General features: G+C 60.0%; 24 protein-coding genes and 2 pseudogenes. 10 read left to right on the top strand and 16 right to left on the bottom strand.

Annotation, left to right across the window (positions count from 1 at the left end):
* Positions 1-36: 36 nt before the first annotated feature.
* Both GQS65_RS12940 and GQS65_RS12935 read left to right on the top strand, forming a co-directional pair.
* Complete coding sequence (locus GQS65_RS12940; RefSeq protein ID WP_158205059.1) at positions 37-1,503, top strand: amidohydrolase family protein; 1,467 nt, start codon at positions 37-39, stop codon at positions 1,501-1,503.
* Between the two features lie 393 nt (positions 1,504-1,896).
* Positions 1,897-2,264, top strand: a pseudogene (locus GQS65_RS12935) (hypothetical protein); the annotation flags it as partial.
* On the opposite strand, the pseudogene GQS65_RS21680 reads toward GQS65_RS12935, so the two are convergent.
* The 5 genes and pseudogenes from GQS65_RS21680 to GQS65_RS12915 all read right to left on the bottom strand — a co-directional run.
* A pseudogene (locus tag GQS65_RS21680) lies at positions 2,259-2,471 on the bottom strand (hypothetical protein); the annotation flags it as partial. The pseudogenes GQS65_RS12935 and GQS65_RS21680 overlap by 6 nt on opposite strands.
* Before the next feature lie 81 nt (positions 2,472-2,552).
* The gene (locus GQS65_RS12930; RefSeq protein WP_394351450.1) at positions 2,553-2,858 is read right to left on the bottom strand and encodes a plastocyanin/azurin family copper-binding protein; all 306 of its coding nucleotides are present in this window, start codon (positions 2,856-2,858) and stop codon (positions 2,553-2,555) included.
* 133 nt (positions 2,859-2,991) lie between these two features.
* Positions 2,992-4,227, bottom strand: a complete 1,236-nt coding sequence (locus tag GQS65_RS12925) for a ZIP family metal transporter (RefSeq protein ID WP_158205057.1) — start codon at positions 4,225-4,227, stop codon at positions 2,992-2,994.
* The gene (locus tag GQS65_RS12920; RefSeq protein ID WP_158205056.1) at positions 4,228-5,490 is read right to left on the bottom strand and encodes a multicopper oxidase domain-containing protein; all 1,263 of its coding nucleotides are present in this window, start codon (positions 5,488-5,490) and stop codon (positions 4,228-4,230) included. It lies immediately after the preceding gene.
* A 3-nt stretch (positions 5,491-5,493) separates the two neighbouring features.
* Complete coding sequence (locus GQS65_RS12915; protein WP_158205055.1) at positions 5,494-6,195, bottom strand: metal-dependent transcriptional regulator; 702 nt, start codon at positions 6,193-6,195, stop codon at positions 5,494-5,496.
* Positions 6,196-7,236: 1,041 nt separating this feature from the next.
* On the opposite strand from GQS65_RS12915, the gene GQS65_RS12910 reads away from it, so the two are divergent.
* Both GQS65_RS12910 and GQS65_RS12905 read left to right on the top strand, forming a co-directional pair.
* Positions 7,237-7,614, top strand: a complete 378-nt coding sequence (locus GQS65_RS12910; protein WP_158205054.1) for a winged helix-turn-helix domain-containing protein — start codon at positions 7,237-7,239, stop codon at positions 7,612-7,614.
* A complete protein-coding gene (locus tag GQS65_RS12905; protein ID WP_394351449.1) occupies positions 7,611-7,892 on the top strand; it encodes a DUF7521 family protein in 282 nt (93 codons plus the stop codon). The genes GQS65_RS12910 and GQS65_RS12905 overlap by 4 nt, the downstream gene beginning before the upstream one ends.
* Positions 7,893-7,915: 23 nt before the next feature.
* Here GQS65_RS12905 and GQS65_RS12900 read toward each other — a convergent pair whose 3' ends face one another.
* Genes GQS65_RS12900 through GQS65_RS12880 form a run of 5 tightly spaced genes read right to left on the bottom strand, consistent with a single transcriptional unit; the run spans position 7,916 to position 13,314 of the window.
* On the bottom strand, positions 7,916-9,010 hold the full coding sequence (locus GQS65_RS12900) for a saccharopine dehydrogenase family protein (RefSeq protein ID WP_158205052.1): 1,095 nt from the start codon (positions 9,008-9,010) through the stop codon (positions 7,916-7,918).
* Positions 9,007-9,417 carry a SpoIIAA family protein gene (locus GQS65_RS12895; RefSeq protein ID WP_233265129.1) on the bottom strand — a complete coding sequence of 137 codons (411 nt, stop codon included), beginning with the start codon at positions 9,415-9,417 and terminating at the stop codon, positions 9,007-9,009. Before GQS65_RS12895 ends, GQS65_RS12900 begins: the two co-directional genes overlap by 4 nt.
* A 6-nt stretch (positions 9,418-9,423) precedes the next feature.
* Positions 9,424-10,356: a cation diffusion facilitator family transporter gene (locus tag GQS65_RS12890; RefSeq protein WP_158205051.1), complete on the bottom strand. Its 933-nt coding sequence runs from the start codon at positions 10,354-10,356 to the stop codon at positions 9,424-9,426.
* Positions 10,353-10,646: a hypothetical protein gene (locus tag GQS65_RS21415; protein ID WP_199268461.1), complete on the bottom strand. Its 294-nt coding sequence runs from the start codon at positions 10,644-10,646 to the stop codon at positions 10,353-10,355. The genes GQS65_RS12890 and GQS65_RS21415 overlap by 4 nt, the downstream gene beginning before the upstream one ends.
* 31 nt (positions 10,647-10,677) lie before the next feature.
* Positions 10,678-13,314, bottom strand: a complete 2,637-nt coding sequence (locus GQS65_RS12880) for a heavy metal translocating P-type ATPase (RefSeq protein ID WP_158205050.1) — start codon at positions 13,312-13,314, stop codon at positions 10,678-10,680.
* Positions 13,315-13,468: 154 nt separating this feature from the next.
* Here GQS65_RS12880 and GQS65_RS12875 point away from each other — a divergent pair, with 154 nt between their 5' ends.
* Positions 13,469-14,515, top strand: coding sequence for an iron transporter (locus GQS65_RS12875; RefSeq protein ID WP_158205049.1), 1,047 nt, complete (start codon positions 13,469-13,471; stop codon positions 14,513-14,515).
* Positions 14,516-14,546: 31 nt separating this feature from the next.
* On the opposite strand, the gene GQS65_RS12870 is transcribed toward GQS65_RS12875, so the two are convergent.
* Positions 14,547-15,962, bottom strand: coding sequence for a hypothetical protein (locus tag GQS65_RS12870; RefSeq protein WP_233265128.1), 1,416 nt, complete (start codon positions 15,960-15,962; stop codon positions 14,547-14,549).
* Positions 15,963-16,081: 119 nt separating this feature from the next.
* Between GQS65_RS12870 and GQS65_RS12865 the strand changes: the two genes are divergently transcribed.
* From GQS65_RS12865 to GQS65_RS12855, 3 genes are all read left to right on the top strand, one after another.
* On the top strand, positions 16,082-16,825 hold the full coding sequence (locus tag GQS65_RS12865) for a CPBP family intramembrane glutamic endopeptidase (RefSeq protein ID WP_158205048.1): 744 nt from the start codon (positions 16,082-16,084) through the stop codon (positions 16,823-16,825).
* A 97-nt stretch (positions 16,826-16,922) separates the two neighbouring features.
* Complete coding sequence (locus GQS65_RS12860) at positions 16,923-17,153, top strand: DUF7520 family protein (RefSeq protein WP_158205047.1); 231 nt, start codon at positions 16,923-16,925, stop codon at positions 17,151-17,153.
* Between the two features lie 179 nt (positions 17,154-17,332).
* Positions 17,333-17,620, top strand: a complete 288-nt coding sequence (locus GQS65_RS12855; protein WP_158205046.1) for a hypothetical protein — start codon at positions 17,333-17,335, stop codon at positions 17,618-17,620.
* Between the two features lie 11 nt (positions 17,621-17,631).
* Here GQS65_RS12855 and GQS65_RS12850 read toward each other — a convergent pair whose 3' ends face one another.
* The 3 genes from GQS65_RS12850 to GQS65_RS12840 form a co-directional block, all read right to left on the bottom strand.
* On the bottom strand, positions 17,632-19,341 hold the full coding sequence (locus tag GQS65_RS12850; protein ID WP_368280133.1) for a cbb3-type cytochrome c oxidase subunit I: 1,710 nt from the start codon (positions 19,339-19,341) through the stop codon (positions 17,632-17,634).
* A gap of 102 nt (positions 19,342-19,443) precedes the next feature.
* The gene (locus GQS65_RS12845; protein ID WP_158205044.1) at positions 19,444-20,430 is read right to left on the bottom strand and encodes a transcription initiation factor IIB; all 987 of its coding nucleotides are present in this window, start codon (positions 20,428-20,430) and stop codon (positions 19,444-19,446) included.
* Between the two features lie 195 nt (positions 20,431-20,625).
* Positions 20,626-20,919, bottom strand: coding sequence for a DNA-binding protein (locus GQS65_RS12840; RefSeq protein WP_199268460.1), 294 nt, complete (start codon positions 20,917-20,919; stop codon positions 20,626-20,628).
* Between the two features lie 230 nt (positions 20,920-21,149).
* On the opposite strand from GQS65_RS12840, the gene GQS65_RS12835 reads away from it, so the two are divergent.
* Together GQS65_RS12835 and GQS65_RS12830 are read left to right on the top strand one after the other, a co-directional pair.
* On the top strand, positions 21,150-21,545 hold the full coding sequence (locus tag GQS65_RS12835) for a hypothetical protein (protein ID WP_158205043.1): 396 nt from the start codon (positions 21,150-21,152) through the stop codon (positions 21,543-21,545).
* Between the two features lie 189 nt (positions 21,546-21,734).
* The gene (locus GQS65_RS12830; RefSeq protein ID WP_199268459.1) at positions 21,735-22,817 is read left to right on the top strand and encodes a hypothetical protein; all 1,083 of its coding nucleotides are present in this window, start codon (positions 21,735-21,737) and stop codon (positions 22,815-22,817) included.
* A 370-nt stretch (positions 22,818-23,187) separates the two neighbouring features.
* Here GQS65_RS12830 and GQS65_RS12825 read toward each other — a convergent pair whose 3' ends face one another.
* Together GQS65_RS12825 and GQS65_RS12820 are read right to left on the bottom strand one after the other, a co-directional pair.
* Positions 23,188-24,180, bottom strand: a complete 993-nt coding sequence (locus GQS65_RS12825; protein WP_158205042.1) for an arsenic resistance protein — start codon at positions 24,178-24,180, stop codon at positions 23,188-23,190.
* Positions 24,181-24,370: 190 nt separating this feature from the next.
* On the bottom strand, positions 24,371-24,970 hold a 600-nt coding region (locus tag GQS65_RS12820; RefSeq protein ID WP_158205041.1), incomplete at its 5' end, for an HAD-IC family P-type ATPase.

The raw sequence follows: 24,970 nt of genomic DNA, 5'->3' as shown, positions 1-24,970 counted from the left end.
CCAATCCTGATGAGAATTCATCTAAAAAATAGATATATGGCTGTCGACATCGCGATTCACGACGCGTTCGTGCTCACGGTCGACGACAGGAATCGGCTCTACGAACAAGGAACGGTACTCATCGAGGATAATCGCATCACGACTGTGCGTCCGTCTCGGGACGACGATGCGGACATCGCAGCCGGACGTGTCATCGACGGCGACGGCAAGCTCGTGATGCCGGGACTCGTCAATACCCACACGCATCTCGAACTGACGCCCCTTATCGGCGCGTTCAGCGACCTTGACCTGCTGAAGATGATTGGTGGGATGACCGCAATCTTCGGCCACATTGCCGAGGGCGAGTACGACTACCTCACCGAGGCAGGATACGAGCTGGCCGCGCTCAATTTCCTCGCTGGCGGCGTTACCACGGTCAACTCACAGGATGTCCGCCCGAGCGAAGGCGCAGAAACGTTTGGTGTGGCGGGCCTCCGTGGGTTCTTCGGGCCGGCACTCTCTGACCTCTTCTGGGACATCCCCGTCGACGAGCAGTTTGCTCGCGCCCGGGCGTTCATCGACGAGTATCACGACACGTACGACGGTCGCATCCAGGCGACCATCTGCCCCCACGACGACTGGTCGTGTACCCGAGACCTGTGGGAGCGCACCGCCGACCTCGCCGCTGAGCACCCTGACCTGCTCGTTCACACCCACCTGCTTGAACTCGAGGCGAGCAATACGATGGCACGGTCGAACGGGGCTGAAGACTCACTCGACCTGCTTGACGACGTTGGCCTCCTCAACGACCGACTCGTGGCCGCCCACTTCCGCCTCGCCGACCACGAGGACATCCGCCGGACTGCCGACGCGGACGCGTCGGTCGCGCACTGCCCGTCGATCTTCTGCTACTGGAACACGGACGGCGACGTGCAGTGGACGCCAGTGCCGGAGCTCCGCGCAGCGGGCGTCGACGTGGGCCTGGGCATTGACGACCACTACTGGCACGATTCATACAACATGTTTGGTGAGGCCCGGCAGGCCCGCCTTGCGGCCAATCTCAAGCGGTCGGCCGGCCAGTACTCCTCGATGGAGCTAGTCCGAATGCTCACAATCGAAGGGGCGGAGGCGCTCGGTGTTGGCGACGAGATTGGGAGCCTCGAGCCCGGCAAGCGGGCCGACGTGATCGTCCTTGACGTCGAGCAGCCCAAGTTCACGCCGCTGACTAACATTCCGGCGCACGTCGCCAACAACGCGGCGCCCGCCGACGTGGAGACGGTCATCGTGAACGGAGACGTGGTGATGCGGGACGGCGAGGTGAAGACGATGGACATCGACGCAGTCTCTGAACGCGTGAAAACCGCGGTCGAACGATTCGAGTCCGAAACGGACTGGGAACTCGGGATTGGCAGAAGCGACCCGCCAGGCACGCTGGATACCGTCCGTGATCTGCCAAAGCGCGGCCCCGCACAGCTTCTCGGCCGCCTCGGATTCCAGTCGGTAAAGGACCGATTTCAGTTCTGAAGCGTGCAGTCAGACGGTCGTGGCTGCGCGCGCAGCGAAGTGAGCACGGAGCGGAGGGTAGGGTGGCGGGGCCTGGGTTGGTTCGGCACAGAGCAAAAATGAAGCTGCATTAGCTGGCTATTCTTCCCACCAGCGTCCACGCTCGGGGAAGACGAGACGGGACCATCCCGTCGGGGTGATTCGCGTCCACCTTCGCCTGGATCTCCTGTCCGACGGAGGGCCGTAGCTATGGCGTTTCGTCGACGACCTCGACGCTATCGTCAATCCGCTCATCCGCCTGTTCGACGCGCTGTTCATCGACCGAAGCCTCATTACTGAATACGTTCCTAGTTGCGGCACTGTCTAGTTACGCCAGTTTGAGAAACGAGCAGATCGTTGAGTTTGTTTGGGACAATGCTCGCAGCCCTGTTCAGCGGATGCTTCGCGGTGGATTTAGAAGAAGCTTGGGAGCGTGAGCGGACGGCGACGTTCACGAGAGCAAAGCTCTCGTGCAGCCCATCAGAACCCAAAGGGTTCTGAGGACGCCCGTCAGGGCGTTCGCCCCCCGGCTCCACGCGACCGGGTGTTCGCTCAGAGTGACAGCCACGATTCTCGCTGAATTCGGCGTTGACCGGTCGCATGGAGCCGTCTGGAACTGGGTGCATCAGGTTGCTGACAGCGTGCCCGACCCGCCTGAGGCGCAGCCGAAGCGGGTCGCGGTCGACGAGACCGCTGTCAAGATCAACGGTGAGTGGTCGTGGCTGTACGCTGCAATAAATTTGCCGCGTGTCACTGTCGATTTCCGCGGCGAAGGCTCGAGCTTCGTCGACGCATGCTTGCGAATGTTCTGGTGTCTCACCGGTCAACACATTCACGGGTGTTTCCGTCTCCTCTGTAAATAGCACGTCTTCGAAGGTACGAGTGCCAAGAATCGCGTCGGAGCTCAGCGCACACTGCCCAAACGAATCGTTCGATGGTTGTTCAGACAGTGAATCACGAAGCCCTGAGAGCTCAGGCGTTCTGCCCAGAAGAACATATCCTGTTACTCAATTGGAAGACTTCCCAGAACTCTACTCGACCGTTACAGTGCCTGTCATCCCCGAGCTTTCGTGTGGAATGCACACATACTCGTACGTCCCAGTGATGTCGAAGGTGTGTTCGTACGTATCGCCGGTCGCGAGCAGCCCACCACTTACGTCGTTTCGTGCGGCCCGTTCGGACTCGAATCCTCCACTGGCGAAATACGCTGCCTCCGTGGGAATCCTGTCCCCATAGGCCGTCACTGTATGCCCGACATCGCTATCGTTCACCCATCTCACTGTTGTACCGGCGCTCACAGTCAGCCTCTTTGGATCGAACGCGAAATCTTCGTTCATCGAGACACGTGTCGTCCCGTCGGGGTTGCTGTTGGACGAACAACCTGCGATTGCCGTTGCTACAAGAGCGCTTCCACTAAGTTTGAGCATTTGTCGTCGATTCATCGATTGTATAACTGTTAGTCCAGGGGGTTTAGAGTGCGACGAAGAGGTCGGTGACGTACATCACGACAAGTCCGACGAGGAACGTCACGAGATTCAGCGCAGAACCGACACGTCCATTCCGGCTGACCATCTCTCGAAGTTCCCAGATGACTTGCAGGATCGCCCCCACGCCGACAGCGAGGAAGAACGCCCCGAGCGTCGGTGAGAAGGCAAGGCTGCCCAGCCAGCCGCCGAGGATGACTGGAGCACCTGCAATGAATCCTAGACCGAGGAAGTGGAGAACGTTCGGACGCTCACCACGTGCAACGGGTGCGACGACAGCTGGCCCTTCAGTCACGTTGTGAAGCATGAAGCCGATGACGAGGAACGCACCGAGTGAGACGCGCCCGAGTGCGAACGAACTCCCGATGGCGAGTCCCTCAGCGAGATTGTGGAGGCCAATTCCGAGGGCAACTAGGTAGGCAACCCACAGACCGCTCTGGGCACGCGCATCACCTGCTTCCGCACGGCCCTGTCGCCACGCGCTGACGGCCTGAACGGCGAGAAGCGCGCCAATGATTCCGAGCGCGACGAGGGCAGGCCCCTCGAACGCGCCCGGTACTTGTTCACCGAGTTCGAATGCCTCGAACCCGGCATCAATAGCGAGGAACGCGAGGATCCCCGCCGAGAAGGCGAGAATCGCGTGGAGCCAGCGGTCACTCATCGACTGCAGGAATGGGAACCACAGCATTCCGAGTGCAACAGGGATGACGCCAACGAACAGGCCGATGACGGCCATGGTCACCAGCAGGTCAGTCGTCAGTCCCGGTGACTGGCTGGGGGCGATAATGGTGTGGTGGACGGTTGCGCCATCCGAGAGTAGCAGGGCTACCTCGAGGTCCCAGCCTGGGTTCCAGTGATACGGGATGACGACCTGTGCGCTCTCACGAGGGGCAAGTGTGTTATCACCGCCTGCACCCTGCACATCGAAGTCCCAGTAGGCTTCTGCGACCAGCACCTGTGAGATGGTCACTTCGTCCGGACCGTTATTCGTGACGTGTAGGACGACGGTCTCTTCGCTCGGTAGGGTCGTATGCGTCACCGACACGTCGGGGAGTGGCGCACCACCGTTGTCGAGCGACGCGAACGGCGCCGTCGCGAAGAACGCACCCGCGATGAGGGCGAGCAGGATAATTGGAAGTAGAGCTGCGACCCACTTGGGAAGCCCCAGCGGGCGTTCCGTTCGATTCACAGTCGTTCCGCCATCGGTGTTTGGTTTGCTCATTTAGACCACCTCGAAGAAGCTCATCCAGCCGAGTTCGGCGAACTCCGACTGATGGGCGTGGAACATATACAGCCCCGGGTCGTGATCGGAGTAGTCCAGCTCGATGATACCACGCTGTGCCTGACACTGCATGACCGTGTCCACCGTTTGGAGCGTCGGCGTCAGTGTCGTCCCGTGGTCGTAGTAGTCGAAGAACTGCGAGTGGGTGTGGAACGAATTGATGAGGTCGAACTCCGTCGCGTTGGCCAGGTAGACTCGCTGGCGCTGCTGGCCGTCGATCTGGATCGGGCGCTTGGTCTCCCCGGCTTTCCAGTTCCCTCGGCCGTCGGTCTCGCCGACGCTGTAGGCGAACGCCCGCGTGTTGGCGGCGTACACCTCGTTGCCGCCGTCGAAGTTGGTGTCGAAGGAGTTCATCACGATGACCATCTCGTTGATGGCGTCGTTCTCGGGATATTCGTGGTTCCGCGTTTTCGCCTCGGCCACGAGGTCGGCCCGCAGTTCGTCCGTTATCTGCGAGGCGTGGTAGTTGCAGTACTCCTCCGGTTTCTCGGCGACGCGTTCGGGGTCGGGATCGATGATGATCGCCCCGTACAGGCCCCGGTGGATGTGCTCTTTTAATGGGAGTGAGTGGCAGTGATAGAAGTGGCACCCTGCTGGTTGGGCGATCCACTCGTACGTGAACGACTCACCCGTATTGAGGACGCCCGGTCCGTTCTGCGGGATACCGTCCATCTCCGGATTGAGATTCCGGACGTGCGGATGGATAGTGTGGGCGTGTCGTCCGAGGTTCTCGAACTTCACACGAATCAGGTCGCCTTCGACGGCTCGAATGGTCGGTCCCGGAACCTGTCCGTTGTACGCCCACGCTGGGAACTCGATGCCGGGGGCGATGGTGACCGTGGTGTCGATCGCCTGGAAGGTGAACTCACGGACGGTTCGGCCGTTCTCCTCGTAGACGTCCTGCGGGACGTTCTCTTGTTCACCACGGCCTGTGTTGAACTGGTAGAGGAACTCGTGTGGGTCAAAGTCCGTGTCGCTATATTCACCGACCGCACCGAAATTCCCGTGTGAGTCCTCACTTGGACCATGCTGCTCGTTGCTGTCTGCCCGTCCGATTCCAGTGAGAGCGGCGCTCCCTGCGAGACCCAGCCCGCCGAGCACTGCCCGTCGAGTGGTCTTGAAATCCGTTTCGAGCGAATCAACTAGTCGTTGCTCCAAAATCTCTGAAAGATTTGCTGCTTGTGAATAATCTTGTGAAGGCATGTATTACGCCTCGTTGTACTCTCTGCGTTCGTTTTCAGCCGGTTCAGCAGGTCGTGATACGTAGATTTCTGCAGCGACGTCAGTCGGGAGCGAGAGCGGTTTCTCTGTCGTCCTCACTTTACATGTGATCATCCCGAATGGCGCAGTTTCGACCACTTCGAGTTCCGTTCCAAGCGAGATCCCAGCTTTCGCAAGATACGACAGCACGTCTGCGCTGCTTTCTCGCACCTCAGAAACGACCGCAACTGTTCCCTCTTGACACTTCGCTAACGACTGCTGTGTCTCGCATTCTCGAATTTCGAGGTCAGCAGTAGGAATCGGTTCTCCATGTGGATCTACCGCAGGCGACCCAAGGAGCGCTTCGATTCGCTCGACTAACGTCTCACTCAGGTGATGTTCGAGGACGTCTGCTTCGTCGTGTACCTCTGCCCAGTCGTATCCGAGCTCCTCGGTCAGGAAGAGTTCGAGTAGCCGATGGTTGCGGAGCACTTTGAGCGCCCCCTTCTCACCACGATCGGTGAGCTGAGCACCCTGATACCGCTGGTAGTGAACGAGACCGTCATCGGCCATTCGCTGTAACATCGCCGTCACGGTTGGTGGTTTGACCCCCATCGCGGCCGCGACCTCAGCGGTCATGGCCGGTGTATCTCTGTCCTGAAGTCGGTAGATTGATTTCAGGTAGTCTTCGACCTTTGGGGTCACCATGAACATGATTTAGATACGTCTAAACAAAAGCTTTGCTAGATGCCCAACATGGGCGTCTGGCTCAAATATGAGTACGTGGATAGACGATGTCGCTGACGTGGTCGATCACTTCATCACCCTGTTCAAGGGCCGCACAGTCCGTCGGTGGGTTTTCGTTCTGTGTCTCGTGACGGGCCGTTTTGCGCTCTGGTTGACACGGAACATCGACACCCGCACGGTCGGCAACAACGAGAATCGTTCGAGCGGTGGTCTCGAAGGTCGACACTGAAGCGCTCGTGCCAGCTGCGCCACAGTGTCGACTGGTCGGATACCGAGTTGAACCAGAGTTCGCGGCGGAGATGCGAGTGGCTCGAGATTACTCTCTACCCCCGCCATCCGCAGCGGTTGACCGGCGGAGCAAACGAGATACCGAGATTGCAGCAGTCCTCCAGAGTTCGAACAGGGGGCGTAATACTCTCAATCTCGTCCGTGCATTGGGCGCGCCGGTCGCGACTTCAGTGAGTCATAATCCAGTGATATCAGACCAATCAATTGTTGGCACAATACGAGCCGACTAGCGGCAATGCCAGAAACGATTCGATTGAAATATACTGCAGGAAGCAGAGGAATGAGCCATGAATACTACCGTTGGTGATACTATCGTTGGGTTGATGACAGTCTCTCTGCTAGCCCTGACAGTACTGTACATTTTCGCGACAAGTCCAGCAGAGTCGTCACTAGTCAATTACACAACCTTCGGTGCGGTCGGGCTGATGGGACTTGGCTCCATTTATCTCTTGACGATGTTTTCACGAGGCGTCGACCTGGGCCAGTACTGACCTGATTAGCTGGCTCTGTTTGTTCTCTTGGGGAAACTGGAAGTCGTGGCAGAGAGGTGCCATATTGGACAGACTACAGCGTTGATACGGCGGGAGAGCGTAGAATTGTAGGACATCGGAATCTATTGACTGCTCGTTCAACTCGGGACCAGTAAGGTAGATTTCTCGACAGTTGGCGTCATCTTTCGGGGTGTATATTCCGTCGCGTCGATAAACTCGGTCCATGGTGCCTGCTCCAGCGCCATCTGACGATGGCCCCTCGCCAGAGGTGGTCCTCGAGGCGCTGGACGATGAAGATTGTCGAACCATCCTGCAACACACTGCCGAGCCCATGACCGCAACCGACCTTATCGATGCCTGTGACATCTCCCAGTCGACGGTGTACCGTAAGCTCGACCGACTCTGCGCGGCGTCACTCGTTCGCGAACAGGACCGGATCAACCCGAACGGGGGCCGCGTGACGCTCTACGAACGAGACTTCGAGGACGTTACAATCTCGATGGAATCCGACGATACGTTCGCAGTGACCATCGACCGCCCCCCACGAAACGCTGGGGAACGACTGGCCGATATCTGGTCGAAGATGGGGGACGAACTGTGATGTGGGTCGGACCTGCTATCGTCGTCGTCAAAACCATCATCTTGCTGCTGGGTGCGGCGATTACGTACATCGCATACAAGGCATATCGCCAGACAAACTCACCGTCTATTCGGCTCCTCGGTATCGGGTTCACAATCATCACTCTGGGGGCGCTACTCGCGGGTATTGCCAACCAAGTCCTCTCGGTCTCGCTCGAAGTTGGAGTCCTTCTCAACAGCGTTCTCGTCGCGCTCGGGTTCGCAACCATTCTCTACTCACTGTACCTCGAACGAGGGTGAGAAGTAGCTCAGAGGTTTGCTCATCAAAATATGGATGGTTCACTGGTCTGTTCGACTGACTCACCCAGTGCGTATCCGGCTTCTAAGAGTCGCTCACAGAATGGCTCAAGGTCGAACACTTGGTGGAGGTGGTGGACTCCGGTCGGTATCGATGTTGTATCGAGCTGTTGGATTGCTTGTGCCGCGACGAGCCCGGTGGCACGGGCCTGGTCAGGCCCGCGAAGCCACCGCGTGTGCCGAGTCGGACAATCACCGACGACCCCCTGAACCTCAGTCATCACCACTGATTCGGCCGCACCAACCGCCAGTGACGAACCGGTACGGGCGATCCTCTCGATACCGATACCCGAAACCACGTCGTCGACGCGGCCCGTGTGCATCACCATGGCGAGTGCCTTCGTCGCGATGTGTGAGCTATAGCAGAGTCGCGTGGCAACCGTGGGGACAGTCGTCGTACGAGCGAGGACGTGCTGGTCGGCGAGATTCGCGCGGTATACCCGACGGCGACCCCACCCGGGGATATGAGTGACGCGTCCATCAGTGAACGCGACGACATCTCGGTCGACACCGTCAGTCCGCACCGTGAAGTCATCGAGTCCATCTTCGAGGGTCCACTTAATCGTGTCCGGGCCGAACTCCTCGCCGAGGCCCAGCAGGAGTGTGATGTCGATTTGGGTCGTGTAGTCTAGGGCGGTCATCCCTGCAGCAGCAAAGAGATTCGTCAGCCCAGGGGAGAGCCCAAGACTCAGAATACCTGTCGCTTTCTCAGCTCGGGCGACATCGTCGCATTCCTCGATCGCTCGGAGCAACGTATCGGTCGGCGACGTGTCGAAATAATCGATGCCTCGTTCGAAGCAGGCCTGTGGAAATGCCACGGTCTTCTGATCGAAACAGACGACGACGGTCTCAACATTTCTGAGTGTCTCGTCATACGTTCTGCTATCGGCGACATCGATGTGTCGCGCCTCGACACCGTCTGCTGTCGCTGCGAATCGTTGTGCCGCCCGCCAATTCCGGCCCCCGGCCAGTACTGGCCGGTCGGTCGACTCAGCGAGAGTTCGACAAACCGTTCGTCCGACCGTTCCGTACCCACCGACCACGAGGATGCTATCGGTCATTGCTCACGCTCCTGAATCCACTCTTGGGCAGCAGCCTCCGCGTCGAGCGAGAAGTAACGCATCTCGTCGGGGGCGACCGGCCACACAGGGCGAATTGCGCGCCACAACACGAACAGCAGTTTCGCCCACGGCGAGTCACCGATCGCCGCATAGCGACTGATGGTGAACCCGGAACCGTATCGGAGGTCCGGGGCGATGCCGTGGAAGTGTGAAAGGAACGTCTGGAATGTCCAGGCGGTGACTTCTTCGTACACGCGGACCCTACCATGCTGTTCGGTTTTCTCGACGAGCAGCGAGTAGAGTTCGTCGTAGCCCTTCGGTGTGCCCCGACCGACCCGAACCGCGACGAGGTTCTCGTCGGTCACATCGAGAATCTCGAACATGTCGCTGGTGGCGTGCGGTGGCATTGTAACTCAGTGATGGTCGGTCGCCGCAGACTGGACGACATCGGGGGCAGTGCCGTCGAGACACTCAACGGTCGCGTGGTCGATATCCCACTCAGCTAGTCGTTCGTGAACGGCCTGCTGAACTGCCCGCTGGTCAGTGAGCGACTCGCTTTGCGTCGTGAGTCGAACTGTCGCAACTGTCAGTTGGCTACAAACCTGCCAGATGTGCAGATCCGCGATACTGTCGACATCGTCGAGTGCCAAGAGCTCAGTTCGGACCTCGTCACTCGGCACGGGACTACGTTCGAGGAGAATCGCTGTACTTTCTCTGAGCACCTTCCCCGCCGACCAGAGGACGAGTGCCCCGATAAGCACGGCCGCAATCGGGTCGGCAATCGGAAGATCAAACGCCGCGACGGCAACTGTCGAGACGATGACGGCCACCGACCCCCCGGCGTCCCCGAGCAGGTGGTAGAACGCGCCGCGCTCGTTGAGGCTCATCTCGCCGCCCTGCAGAATATACACCGAGCCGAGGTTAACGAGCAGCCCACCGACGGCGATGACCAGTGTCAACATTGGGTCGATGGCCACCGGATTCAGGAAGCGCTGGTAGGACTCCCAGAGGATGTAGCCCACCATCGGGAGGAGTAACGCACCATTGAGGAACGCCGCCGTCGGTTCGAGACGGTGAAGGCCGTAGGACCATCGCTCACCGCCTTCGTATCGTTCAGCGGTGTAGCTCGCGCCGAAGGCCATCACGTACGCGAGCATATCGAACAGCATGTGGAACGCATCGCTGATGAGCGCGACCGACCCAAAGGCCAGGCCACCGGCCAGTTCGACGACAAACCCGACGAAGTTGATCGCCGCAACGACGGCGAGCGTGCGGGTGCTCTGTGACCCACTTTGATGGCTTCCGTGTTCGTCATCGTGGCCACCGGAGTGATCGTGTATGCTCATCTGTCGTCGTCCTCCTCGGAAGCCGTATCCCTGTCCGTCGAATCACTCTCGACCGTTGGGTCGTCAGCGTCGACGGTCCACGCGCGTGACTCACCGGTGTCACCGGTGATGTCGAGTGGCCGGAGCCAGCCGTACCAGACCGCAATCACGGCACCTCCGTAACCAACTGTCCAAACGAAGCTACCGACACCGGAGTACCCGTACTGGACGAGGGTGAAGTCCAACACCCCTGGGATGATGATACCCGCCAGTGCGACGAGGACTAACGCTCGGCGTGATGTGAGTTCCATTGATGAGTAGCAGATGATGATTTGACGTCGATTACGTCGTGGCTCCAAGTGCGGCACGAACGCGGGAGAGGCGCATCGCGTTGCCGGTGACACCGACGGTCATGCCGGCGTCGCCGAACAGGACGGCGGCCCAGATGGGGAGGCCGAAGGGGACGGCGACGGCAAGAACGGCTTTCGCGCCGAGACTGACCCAGATGTTCTGCCGGATGACGCCGTTCGCCCGGTGTGAGAGGTCGTAGAGGTACGGCAGACGCGAGAGGTCGTCGGCCATCAACGCGATATCCGCCGTTTCGAGGGCGGTGTCGGTCCCGGCCGCACCCATGGCGACGCCGACGTCGGCGGTGGCCAGTGCGGGCGCGTCGTTGATGCCGTCGCCGACCATCGCGACCGTGCCGTACTCACGCTGGAGCGCCTCGACCGCGCTCACCTTGTCTTCGGGGAGGAGTTCGGCGCGGACGTCATCGACACCGACCTGCTCCCCGATGGCGTTGGCGGTGCGCTGGTTGTCGCCCGTGAGCATCACGACGTGCTCCACGCCGAGGTCGTGGAGACGCTCGACCATCGCCGCAGCGTCGGGGCGAACCTCGTCGGCGACGGCGATGACGCCCTCCAGTTCGTCTTCGGTCCCGACGAGGACGACGGTTTTTCCCTCCGACTGGAGTTTTGGGACAGTGCTCTCCAACAAGTCGAGGCAGTCATTGCGTTCACAGAGCTGCTGGGTCGTCGCCGTTACCTGCCCGCCGTCGGTCGTCGCGTGGACGTGCGAGAGGTCGAAGCCCAGCTCCTCGAACAGGCCTGGTTTCCCCGCGAAGTGTGGCTCCCCGTCGAGGTCCGCCCGAACGCCTTTCCCGGTGAGACTCTCGAAGTCGTCGACCTCGCGGTCGGCCACACCACGGTCGTTTGCCTGCGCGACGATCGCCTCGCCAATGGGGTGTTCCGACCGGGTTTCGAGGCCACGGGCACAGCGCAGGACGTCCTCCTCGCTGTTGCCGTTGAGTGGAACGACATCCGTCACAGCGAGTTCACCCTTCGTCAGCGTCCCGGTCTTGTCGAGGGCGATCGCATCGACCTCGCCCATCGCCTCCAGGTGGTCGCCGCCTTTGATGAGGACGCCGTTCTTCGCGGCGCTGGTGATGCCCGACACCACGGAGACGGGCGTCGAGATGACGAACGCACACGGACACGCGAGCACAATCAGTGTGAGACCGCGGACGAACCACGTCGTCCAGCTCGCACCCAGCGCCACTGGTGGTATTACCATCGCGGCAAGGGCGACGGTGACGACAATGGGTGTATAGTAGTCTGCGAAGCGCTCGACGAACTGCTCGCGGTCAGTCTTGTTCGACTGGGCGTCTTCGACCATCGAAACCACCCGCGAGATGGTGTTGTCGCTCGCCTCGCTCGTGACTTTCACTTCCAAGTAGCCGCCCTCGTTGACCGTGCCAGCGTACACCTCGTCGCCGGTCGTCTTATCGACGGGCACCGACTCCCCCGTGATGGGAGCCTGGTTGACCGCGCTCTCACCGTTGACGACCTCGCCATCCATCGGAATCTTCTCGCCCGGACGAACGAGAACGACTTCACCGACCCGAACGTCGTCGACGGGGACGGTCAGTTCCTCGCCGTCGCGCCGGACCGTCGCCTCGTCGGGCGAGAGGTCCATCAGCTCACGCAGGGAGTTGCGGGTCTTGTCCATCGAGTAGCGTTCGAGCAACTCGGCGACGCTGAACAGGAACGCGAGCGTCGCCGCCTCGAAGTACAGCGCCGCCCCGAACCCGAGACTCGCGACGAGTGCGCCGATGATTGCACTGCTCATCAGCAGGTCGATGTCGAGGTTCAGGTTCCGAGCGGAGTAGTAGCCGTTGCGGAGGATTGTCTGTCCACCGATGGCGACGGCGACCAAGAACAGTACGTCCGCCAGCAACAGTTCGGTCCCGAGGATGCTCGCCACCTCCGCGTTTGCCGCCTCGAGGGGGAACTCGAAGAGGAGTCCGAACCCGACGAACACGCCGCTAATCCACGTCTTGATGGCCCGCTTACTCCGCCAGACGCTCTCTGACCGGCCCGTCTGGTTCGCTTCGTCGTTCGCCTCAGCGTTGGTGACCCCGTACCCCACTCCCTCGATGGCATCGACGAGTTGACGACGCGAGACTGTCTCCTCGTCGAACTCGACTTGGACAGTCCCGCTCGTCGGCTGCGTGTCGTAACGGTGGATACCACTCACCGACCCAAGTGCGTTCTCGACCTTGCCAGCACACGACGCACAGTCCATATCGGGGACGTCAAATCGCACGGACTGTGGGCCACTACTTGCTTCGACCGTATAGCCCGCCTTCTCGACCCGGTCAGTGATCGCGTCGGCGTCGGTCTGCGTGTCGTTGTAGCCGACACGCAGTCGCCCGCTCGTCACCTGGGGGTCGACTGACTCGATCCCCTCCAACTTGCGGACACTCGATTCGACCTTCTTCGCACACGAGGCGCAGTCCATCTCCGGTACCGACAACTCGACCGTCGTGTCACCGTCGAGACGTTCGTCGGCGGCAGCGTTGCTCGCTGCCGAGTGACTGTGGTCACGGTCATGGTTATGGTCATGACCGTGGCCGCCCGAGGACTGCTCGCTGTCCCCCCCGGATGAAGATGTGTCGGAGCCTGGGGACTCGTCTGTCATAGCTCAGGATAGCTGCCGGAAATATATTAATCGGGCTGTTAGAAAACGGGGTTTTATCTAGTGTTCTTATTATTCGGAGCGGCCTTATTTGTTAACTCGTGAGGGTCGAGCCACAATCAGCGAGTGTTTGTGTCCGTGCGCCCGTGGTTCGATAATGGACCGGCGTGATGTCCTTCGGCTAGGTGGGGCGGGGCTTGGTGCGACACTCGCCGGGTGTCTCGACGGATTCGAACGAACATCGGCCTGGCGAGATCCGCCACTCGTCGAGAATCGACCCCAAGCAGTCTACGTCCCGGCGATTACCGAAGGGATGGCGCTCATCCAAACCGCGACAGTCGGTGCGTACAAGGTCGCGTTGAGTTACTCCTATCCCCATCGGTTCTGGAATGTCCAGTCGGACGCGCGTGAGAAGGTGACCGTCACCGCTGACGACTCTGTCCATCTGATGGCGTCGGTGTGGGATCGCGAAACCGGCATCGTCGTACCCTCCAGCGGCGTCTCGCTCGAAATCCATCGCGACGAGTCGCTCGTGTCCCAAGAGGTCATCTACCCAATGCTCTCCCAGCAGATGGGATTTCACTACGGGGCGAACTTTCCCCTCGATGGCGAAGGTGAGTATCAGGTTCGACTCAGCATCGGCGGGCTCTCGATGCCCCGCACGGGAGCGTTCACCAGTCGGTTCGGCGACCCTCTGTCCGTAGAACTCCCGTTTACCTTCGATACCGACGCCCTCTATGACCTCTCGATTCGCCGGTTGGGGGAACGACAAGGCCAGCGCGCAGCCATCGAACCAATGGACATGGGCGTTCCCAGTGGGGTCGTACCAGACATCGCAGTAGGAAGCGTCCTCGGGACAGCGGTGAGCGGTGATGCGCAGTTCACTGCTCGTCTCATCCGGGATGCACCACGATTCGGCGGGGGAACGTATCTGGCAGTGACCGCCCACACCCCGTACAATCGTATCGTCCTTCCGATGATGCAACTCAGTGGAGAAGTGACCACCGCAGCTGGGAATACGATTGACATCTCACTCAGTGCCGCGTTGGATTCGACGCTCGGATACCACTATGGCGTGCCCCTCGAGAAGACTACCGACATCGAACACCTCACACTCACCGTCGACTTGCCGCCACAGGTTGCCCGTCACGACGGGTACGAGACTGCCTTCTTCGAGATGCCGGCCATGACTATTGGACAGTGAAGCGCTGCGGACTACTCGTCTCCAGCTCTCCTCACAGGAATGCTGGCGTAGCGGTGGGGAGCGAGATCAACCAGAGACTGATCACGGTGTAACCGATCATAACAGCGATAAACGAATACTGGCTCCGAATCGCGACCAGTCGTGAAGCGAACGTCTCGTAGGCAATCGCGTGGGCGAGCCAGATTGCCAGCAGGTGTCCCAAGAGGACGAAGGCGATGTTGAGGCCCTCAAACCACCCGGGGAGCGTCAATACGATTGGGTTCGCGGGCGGGGTGAGTGGGCTTGTGATAACCGCCTGTAACGATGGGAGCAACGAGATGAAGAAGCCGAAGTAGTGGGCGAGATGATATCCAGCACCAATGGCGAGGAGTGGCGGCGCGAAGCGAAGCGCCAACGCGCGACTCGTGAAGTACGTCCCGACGAACGTGCGGGTGCGCTTCGCAGCTGCGAGATAGACACCGACGAAGAGCCCGTAGCCTCCGATGAACACGGTCAGGTAAACACCCAAGACGGGGAATCCGAGGCTGACGAGTGCTTCGACGAATGCCGCCCCCGGGGCGGTTGTAACGAAGCCGGTGAAGGTGAGTTCCCAGACCAGCGCGATGATAAACGCGATATCGTCGAGGCTATCGACGATTCGCTTCGCAGGAAGCCCGAACCCTGGTGGGCGGATCGAGAGGCCGTCATCGCTGCGCTGGATTGGCGCGACGCTACCATAGAAGCGGAACATGACCGAGATGGGATCTACATTATCGAACCACGCGTCTCGTCCAAACACCAGTGCCCCCGTCAGAGTGAGTATCGAGTACCCGAGTAGAACGGTCGCCAACAACGCTGGCTGATTGTTAATTGGCGTCGTCGTCTCGATCCAGATGAGACCTAAGAACCCCCCGACGGCTGGCCAGCGTCCGACACGGGCCGGGTACTGGATGTCGAAAGTGGGGAGAACCGTTGAGAGGGTGCGCCACGGGTTCACCAGTGGCCACGGGTTCCCGATAAGGTACGAGATGATTGTCAACCCGGCGCGTACCCCTGCAAAGACAAGGATGACCGCTCCGTTGACGGTCGGTATCTGGGGGCCAGTCAACCCACTCCAGATGACGTACCCAAGCGCGACGACCCCAAGGAACCGAAGCACAGCAGTCCCGCCGCGGCGAACGAGCCTTGTAGGATGAACGTCAACGGCCCAGTTGTGGACGTATTCGATGTATTGTCTGTCTGTGACGAAGCTGGCCAACAGCGCTGAAGCTCCAATCGTGCCACCACCGGTGCTCAGGTACAACCACCGCGGGACGGCCAGAGCGTTGCGGGCGGCCGCGTTGTTGAGACTCACTGCGGCGTTGCTCGCTGCCACACTGTCGAGCGTCAGGAGTGCCAGCACTCCAGCACTCCAAAAGAGGGCGAAGCGTCGGGCGAGTCTCCACATTGAGGAATCGCGGCCAGCCATCAACGAAGGTTCTAGCGACAGCGGGTAGTACCTACCGGATGCGCCCGCAGGAGTGGTCGGCTTCGCACACTCGACGACGATTCACAACGGGTTTTTCGCTCCTCCTCGAAGGTGGAGCGATGACCACGACCCGTTCGAAGGTAACCGGCATCCGGACACTACTGGTTTCCGCAGGCCTCGCGATTGGTGGGCTTGTGGCCGGTACCGTGCTTGTCTCCGTCGCGATTCTCGGACTGGAATGGGCGGGCGTGAGCGTATTCGACCACCCCGCTCGCCAACTGTTCCTTTCGACTGTCCTCCTGCAGGGAGTTGCCTTCGGGAGTATCGCACTAGGATATCTTGCTCTCTCAGATCGGGAGTTGTCATTCCTTCGGGTGCGAGTCCCAACGCTTCGAGACCTCGGCTGGATCGTCGGTGGGTTCGTTGTCCTGTTCGGGTTGCTGATAGCGATGTCACAACTGCTTCAGGCCATTGGCATCGAACCCGCCCAAAACGAGGTCGTTAGGACCGCGAGCCAAGAGCCGATTGCGTTTCTCCTGTTGGTCCCACTCTCCATCCTACTCGTCGGCCCCGGTGAGGAACTTCTCTACCGTGGTGTGATTCAAGGGTCACTGAACGAGTCGTTCCACGTCGTCCGAGCGATAGTACTCGCCAGTGCGATCTTCGCCTCGATTCACGTGTTCTCGCTCATCGGTAGCGGGGCGGGCGTCGCCGCCTACATCGGCTTCGTCTTTGTACTCGCGACCGTTCTCGGCGGCGCATACGTCCTCAGTGGAAACCTCTTCGTCCCGGCGATGATTCACGGGCTGTACAATGCGGCGCAGTTCGGTCTAGCGTACTTACAGGCGACCGCTGCTGTCTGAGTCACGTTGGTTGAGACGCTATCACCGAGGCTATGGCGAGGACGCATCAAGAGTGAACATGGGACATCAAACTCGCTCACGACTCGCTGGACGACGCGTGCTCGGTCTCGTCGCTCTAACTGCTGTCGTGGTCGCTGCTGTGTTCGGATATCTCATCGGTATCGTCGCTGCAGGAACGATGAGCCATATCCGACTCGGTGAACTTACCCTGTTCCATCCCACTCCCGGTGGGCTGGCGCTCTACGGTGCGCTCGCCACCGCGGTTGTTCTCGGAACGCTATTTGGTTTGGTCCAGTTTGTCTCGCAGTTCGACCCGGATGCACAGTGAGCCTGTCTCGGTGGCGACGTGGTTCGACGACCGATCCGGTGTAGTACTGACCCCAAAGGGTGAGATGAGTAGACTGTGTTTTCGTCACAACGACCTGGCGTAGAACCGCCGGACGAGAAGGGTCCCCTTGGCGAGTCACGCCCATTATCCCTTTGTCATTGCGTCGACAACGTGCTAGTATGTCCGAAACTACTGATGAGGATACAGTACAGGTCTGGCTTGTCGAACGGACGTATTCCGACGACGAGCAGAATCTCATCATTCTCACATATTCGACGCCCGATGGAACACGGGATTACCGAAAAGAACGGGCCCTTACCTCCTTCACCGATGTCCGGGACACGACGGCCGCCGTCGATGTTGCTTCGACCAACCTCGGCACGGTCAACGACCCGGACACACAGGAACAGTACGCGGCAGAGGCTCAGCGGATGCGAGACAAACACGACCCGAATGACGTGATCTAACCACCTCGTCGTCAGTCGATCCTCCTGTCTTCGTCAAGAGTGCGTTCAAACCACTGCCACTCACGGGTGAACTGGTCGGTCTCTTTCAGCCCCCAGACATCGGCGTCCATGACGATCGGACCAGTTCGCATGGACTGGACCAGATTGACGAGCCACATCCCGACGCTGAGCATGATGAGATACGCCCCGAGCGTTGTGATCTGTTGCAACAGTTCGAACTGCTGGGGATATTCCGCATACCGGCGGGGCAACCCGAAGTACCCGAGGACGAGCATGGTCGTGAAGGTGACCGTCACACCGATGATGAGTAGGACGGATTGAACACGAGCCAACCGCTGATCGTACATCCGGCGGGTGAGGATCGGATACCAGTAGTAACTCGCAGCGACCATCGCCATGGCGATGATGCCCATGATGATGAAGTGGAAGTGGCCGACGACGTAGTACGTCCCCTGGAACGCCATGTCGACGGGAATCGATGCGAGGAACACGCCCGTTACGCCACCGATAATAAAGGTGCCGACGCCACCGATAACGAGAATCATTGGGGCGGTGAGTTTGATGGCTCCCTGCCACATCGTCGTCATCCAGTTGAACGTCTTGACGGCGCTCGGGATGGCGATGGCGATGGTGACCGCCATGAACGACGCCCGAATTCGAGGATCGACACCCGTAGTGAACATGTGGTGCGCCCAGACCCCGAAAGAGAGGACGCCGATGGCGAGCGTCGAGTAGACGATGAACTTGAAGCCGAACAGCTTCCGGCCCGCGAACTTCGGAAGGATGAGGCTCGTCAGCCCCGTCGCCGGTAAGAACAGGATGTACACCTCGGGGTGGCCCCAGAACCAGAACAGGTGTTGCCAGAGGATGGGGCCGCCGCCGTCCAGCGTGAAGAACGTCGTCCCGAAGTTCCGGTCCATCAGGAGCATGATGAGCGCGCTCCCGAGCAGCGGGAACGCGAAGATGATGAGGCCCGACTGGGTGAGCATCGTCCACGAGAAGATGTCGAGGGTTGCCCAGTCGATACCGTCACCCCGTTCGGTGATGATGGTGACGATGATGTTGATTGCCCCGAGCGTCGTCCCGATGCCCGAGAGGTGCAAGCCCAGCAACATCAAGTCGACCTCTGGGTTCACCTGCGCAATTGAGAGTGGTGTATACATCGTCCACGACGTTGTTGGGGGCCGTACTGCAAGGAGCGGGTCGAGCAACGACCCGAGTACTGGAGCGAGTATCTTCGCGATGAGTTCGGTGATGAGGCCCGCACGGACGAGCACGAGCGCTGGTGGGAGGAGCCAGAACGCGATGGCATTCACACGGGGGAACGCCATGTCGTCGGCGTCGATGAGGATGGGCAGGAAGTAGTTCGCGATACCCGCGAACACCGGCACCACGAAGAAGAAGATCATCGTGATGCCGTGGGTCGTGAACAGCGCGTTGTACGTCTCGTTGCCCCACACTGTTTCACTGGCGGTCAACAGCTCCGTCCGGACCATCATCGCGTCCATCCCGCCCCAGAGGGCGGCGACAGTCCCGAAGACGATGTACATGATGCCGATGTCTCTGTGGTCGACAGTGGTAAGCCAGCGAAGCCACCCGTACGGTTTGGTAGCCTCGGTCTGATACCCTGACACGTGCCCGCCATCAGTCCGCGTGCGTCCCTGACCGCCCGTCTTCCACCAGCCGATGCCAGCTAAGATGCCGACCAGCACGAGGGCCATGAGGGGTCCAAACAGGCGCATCGAATCACTAGCGAGAAGCGGACACTCGGTGCACAAGCATGGCCACGGTCACTCCTGCTGCGTTCAGACTGTGCGAATCCATCACTGTACCTCCAGAATATCCTGATAGCGGTCGCGAATCGTCACGTCACTCACTCCAGTCGCGTCGCTGATTTCGGCTTGCGTCGTCTCGGTGTTGGTCAGTCGAGCAGCAGCGTACAGTGCTGCGGCCGCCATCGAAAGTGGGCTCTTCCCACTGTGAACGTTGTGCTCGACCGCCGTCTCGATGAGGTCACGCGCCACGTATTCGACTTCATCGTCGAATCCGAGTGTCGAGTGAAATCGGTGAAGGTACGTCTCGGGGTTGGCAGGTTCAACCCCAAGGTCGAGTTCTCGCATCAGATACCGGTATGCCCGCTGAATGCGGAGCCGGTCGACCCGACTCACTGCAGTGAGTTCGTCGAGACTCCGTGGAGACTGCGTCTTTCTGGCAGCCGTATAGAGGCTAGCTGAGGCGATTCCCTCGATACAGCGCCCTGGAAGTAATCCGTTGTTGATCGCAGTCCGATAGAGTCGTGCGGCGACCTCACGGGTCGATTTGGGAAGACCGAGTGCAGATGCCATCCGGTCGATCTCGCCAAACGCCTGCTTCAGATTGCGCTCCTGTGAATCCTTCGACCGGAATCGTTCGTCCCACGTTCGAAGCCGCTCCATCTTCGCCCGTTGCTTTGGCTGAAGGGCTTTCCCGAAGGCATCCTTGTTCTGCCAGCCGATCTTGGTCGACAGCCCCCGGTCGTGGTGCAACTCGGTGAGTGGCGCTCCAACTCGCCCTTTGTTCTCCGAATCATCCATGAACTCCCGCCACTCTGGCCCGCGGTCGATGTGGTCCTCGTCAACGACGAGCCCACAATCAGTACACGCCCGCTCACCTCGGCGCTCGTCTCTTGTGAGTTGGCCGCCACACTCTGAACACACCGTCTCGTGTGTGCTATCACGACGCTCGTCACGAGTGGTGTTCGAGACACCAGTCGACGAATCGGCATCTCGGTGGGCGGCCTCTCGTCGGGAGTGGGGCTGCTGCTGGCTCATGGTCAGGTGCTAGCTCGACCTCCTCCCACCACTCAAAAGAGTCTGTGTCGGCTTCCCAATCATTGGGAACTCCCGTTTACACGGTGAAACGCGTGGCCATCGAACCGTGAGATGAGTGAGGGTTTGACAGCACTCTCCTCGCTCAAGCCCATGTCACCAAGCCATTGAGCACCGAGCCAAGACAGAGCTGACCGTTCAGGTGACGAATCCGTACACCATCAGAAACCCGAAGTAGACGAGCACAAGCGCGAGGAGTGCCTTCAGCCGAAAGAGACCGAGTGCTTCCTGTTCGGCATCGTATGCGTCTTCGAACGCCGCCCGTTCGTCGGCGGTGAGTTGCGCCTCGTGTTCCACCCCCTGATGCAGTGCCAAGCGGTCGGTCGTCGGGAAGGGTGTCTTGCAGTACTCACAGCGACACGTATTCGTCGTGTCGTCGGGCACTGCTCGCTCGGAGAGGGCATCGTCCCTGTCCACGCCTCGATAGCTCATTCAGGACCGCTTCGGCTCCCTGCAGTCAATACCTTTCGACACCAATCGCCACGCCAATTCGGCGTTGCTACGCGTTCAATAGACGGACAGCGTTCGGTATCTCTGATTCATGGACGAATAGCAGGCAATTTGCAACCTCGAATGCACGGGGACCAGACCACTGAATCCCCCACAGAGACGCGACGTGATGGACCAATGCCCTCATACAGTATCCCCCAGAGGAGTAGACGATGGCTGATGAGGACGGCACGACAGTTGTCGAAACGCTGTGGATGACTCTTGCCGAAGTTGGATTGTTCACCACGCCGGTGGCAGTCGTGACGACACTCGCCGCGTTGTTCCTCACTGTCCAGCCGCTGGCCGTGTTTCTCAGTGAGTGTAGTGGTCTTACACTCGCACTGAGTATCAGTCGCGTCAGCCGATACGACTGGGTGCTCGACTGGCCTCGACCGACAGCCCCTGTTGACCAAGCGACGTCCGTCGTCGCCTACTCTGGGGTCTGTTCGGTCGGCGTCGTTCTCGGTAGTCTCGTCTGGTCAGTAGGCGGTTGGGCACCGGCTCTGCTCGTCGGAGGGCTTGCACCGGTGTGGTTCCTGCGCCACCTCCGATTCGTCCTTCAGCTCTAGCGGGCATACGCCTGCTACGAAGAAGCCGACTGGCCTTGGATTCCTTTGGATCCTTCCGGGCGCGTCCAACGAGCATATCCTCCAGCAGTCGAAACACGGTGTATGAGCAGGTCACGAGGAGACAACAGCGACCCCCGACCACTGCGGTTGGTGTTGATGATTCTTGGCGGACTGGTCTTCCTCACACAGATGCCAGTCGTCTCCGCCCACGGATCAACGGCAACGGGTGGGATCACCCAAGTACATGCGTTGTTCGTGGGGCTCCTCGGGCTTGTCGTCCTCGTCGGGACATTGCTTGCCAAGCGAACGGGCCGTGTGTCGCCGACAACAGCCATCTATGGTGTGTTCGGCGGTATCGCTGTCATAGCCATCGGCGCAATCTTCTTCGAGGGACTCTCACCCGAACTCACCTACTCGGCGAGTTCGCTGCCCTTTCCTCGAGCGTGGTACACACCGCTGGCACTTCTCGTCGGGCTCTCGGTGACCATCGCGAGTTTTACCATCGGATGGCTCCGCTGGCCAACGCGCCCGCGATACACTTTCTTGGGGATTCTGTTGGGACTCTGGATCGCCTACCCCTACCTCATCCCTGGGCCAGCCAGTGACACACACCCGCTGGGGTACGCAATCGTGCTTGCCACCCCTGTGCTGGTCGGATACATCCTGTGGCAGGACGTCGAGATGGAGCTTCGAACAGTGTTGGGCGACCCCGTCGCTCGACGGTTTGGTCTTGGAATCGGTCTTATCCTCGGGCTGTTCTTCCTCACGATTACTGGCTACCTCTCATTTCTCCCCGAAGAAGGGGTCCCTCACGAACAGTTCGTCGTCGTTCTGCCGGCGATCTACCAGCTCGTGAGCTGGCCCGTCCTCGAGATGTACTTTCCCCACATCCCGCTGTTCATCGCCCTCTCACCGGGCGTCATCATTGTCGTCGGAACGATGAGTACGCTCATTGGGCTGAACGCGGCACTGATTGCTCGCCAGTGGCGACTCGAAGAACAGGCGGGGCTCGCACAAGGAACAGCCGGAAGTGCAGCTATCGTTGGGACGTGTACTTGTGGGTGCTGTGGTCCACTCGCAGCGAAGCTCGTCGTGCTGGCAGCAGGACCGTCGATTGCAGCCCCAGTGTACTGGATCTTCGTCGATACCGCGTCGCCGCTCAGTGCGATATTCGTGGTCGCCAGTATTGCGTTATTCACCGCCAGTCTCCTCTACTCGGTCCACACAGCACATCAACCGACCACTTCGAGTAGTTCCATACTTGCGAATTGAACGAAATGGCCAAGCGATCAGGTGTGAAGGTGACACGGAAGACCACCTCTTGAATTGAGAAGACCGTCTCACTCGTAGCGGTCACCGAGATACCTGCGAACGCTGCCCGGGCTGAATATTGATGCTCATCACCTCGAACGTCGCGGGCGCAGCGCAACCAGCGAGACTGAACATCGGCACGCTACCGAGACCGAACATGAACCGGCGGCGGGAGAGCATACGCGGCCAGAAGTGTTAGGATAGTACTGATTTTCTATTAACCAATCGATACACTCTCGACACGGGTCTAATAGCTGAGTCATTCCGGGTCGGTGTGGATGAAAGATATCGCATTGCCTGCCGGTATTGCCAGATAGTGAGCGTGAGTCTCTCACTGATGACCGACGTTCCGTATCATCGTTCCCGACCGCTCCCAGACCCACGATGCGACGAGTCGAGTGAGTACGACCATGCCGGCGAGTTCGACGAGCGTCTGTGTGACGACGACTGCCGGGACGAGTGCGTACTCCGCTGGCAGTGCGAGCGCCAACGGCAGCACCACCAGCGAGTTGCGCGTCACCGCCGTGAACACGAGTGCCCGACTCTCCTCGTCGGGAAGTCGGAGTCGCGCGGCGACGATTCGCGCGATGACGGGCATGATGACGAGAAACGCGACGTAGACAGGGACGACGACTACGATTTGCCCGAAGGACTCCTGTACGCGGGGGAGTTGCGAGGCGATGACGACGAGTAGTGTCGCGCCCATCATCGGCACCGGCAGCCAGCCCATGAGGTCCTGCCACTGCTCACCCGTTGCGGACCGGTCAGCCCAGAATTGGGTGAACCACGCCAGCGTCAGCGGCAGGGCGATGAGGAGGAGGAACGCCTCGACGAACGGCACTGGCTCGATGGCAGTGGCGATACGCTGCCCCATGAACACCCAGAGGTACACCGGCAACAACGCCAACTGCACGAGCATCAACAGCGGCGTCACGGCGGTGAGTTGCCCGACGTCGCCACCAGCGATGTCGGTAAAGGCGACGACGTAGTCGATGCAGGGTGTCAACAACACCATTAACACGCCGACGAGGACGACTGGGTCGGATGGGAGCACGCGAGTGAGCCCGAAGACGACGACCGGCACGACGAGGAAGTTCGTTCCAAGTGCGCCAACGATGAATCGCTTATTGGTGAACGACTGCCGGAGCTTGATGAACGGGACTTCGAGGAACGTTGCGTACAGTAGCACCACCAACACCGGGTTGATGAGTTGTTCAAGCAGCGAGGCAGTCCCCGGCACGACGAGTCCGAAGGCGACCGCCAGCACGACGGCGAGGGCGTAGACGATGACCTGATAGCGTTGTAACCCCGCTTTGGTCCCCATTGGCTCCGTCTACGAACGAGTACCGGAAACCATCTGCGAAGGAGGTATCTCTCCGCTCGGACCGATACACTCGCGGCACGCGTGGTTCATTCAATCGGTTCGAGATACTCAGAGCGTGACCCCTGCATTCCGGTGGGAGTTGGTGTGGTGCCACGTTGAGTCCCCGGTCGTCCGCAGATTCAACGGTTCTTCACGAGTCGGCCGATTGCTCGGGCCGCACCCGTGAGAGTCGCATCGCGTTCCCCGTCACGCCGAGACTCATCCCCATGTCACCGACGACGACTGCGAGCGCGACACTGACGAACCCCAGCGGAACGCCGAGGGCTAACACGGCTTTTATCCCGAGACTCGACCAGATGTTCTGTCGAATCACACCGTTCGCTTTGTGCGAGAGCGCGTACAGATACGGGAGTTTGCCGACGTCGTCACCCATCAGCGCGATGTCGGCGGTTTCGAGTGCGGTGTCGGTCCCTGCGGCACCCATCGCGATGCCGACGTCGGCGGTCGCCAACGCGGGAGCATCGTTGATACCGTCACCGACCATCGCAACCGACCCGTATTCGCGCTGGAGCGATTCTATCGCCTCGACTTTGTCCTCGGGAAGGAGTTCAGCCCGGTACTCGTCGACGCCGACATCCTCGGCGATGGCACGCGCCGTGCCCGTATTATCACCCGTCAGCATCACGACGTGATCGACGCCCAGCTCGTGGAGCCGTTCGACGGCCCGACGAGAGGCCGGTCGAACCTCGTCAGCGATTGCAACGAGACCGACAAGCTCCGATTCGGTCCC

The organism is Halomarina oriensis (assembly GCF_009791395.1).
GTDB lineage: Archaea > Halobacteriota > Halobacteria > Halobacteriales > Haloarculaceae > Halomarina > Halomarina oriensis.
This window is presented reverse-complemented; position numbering and strand designations above follow the sequence as displayed.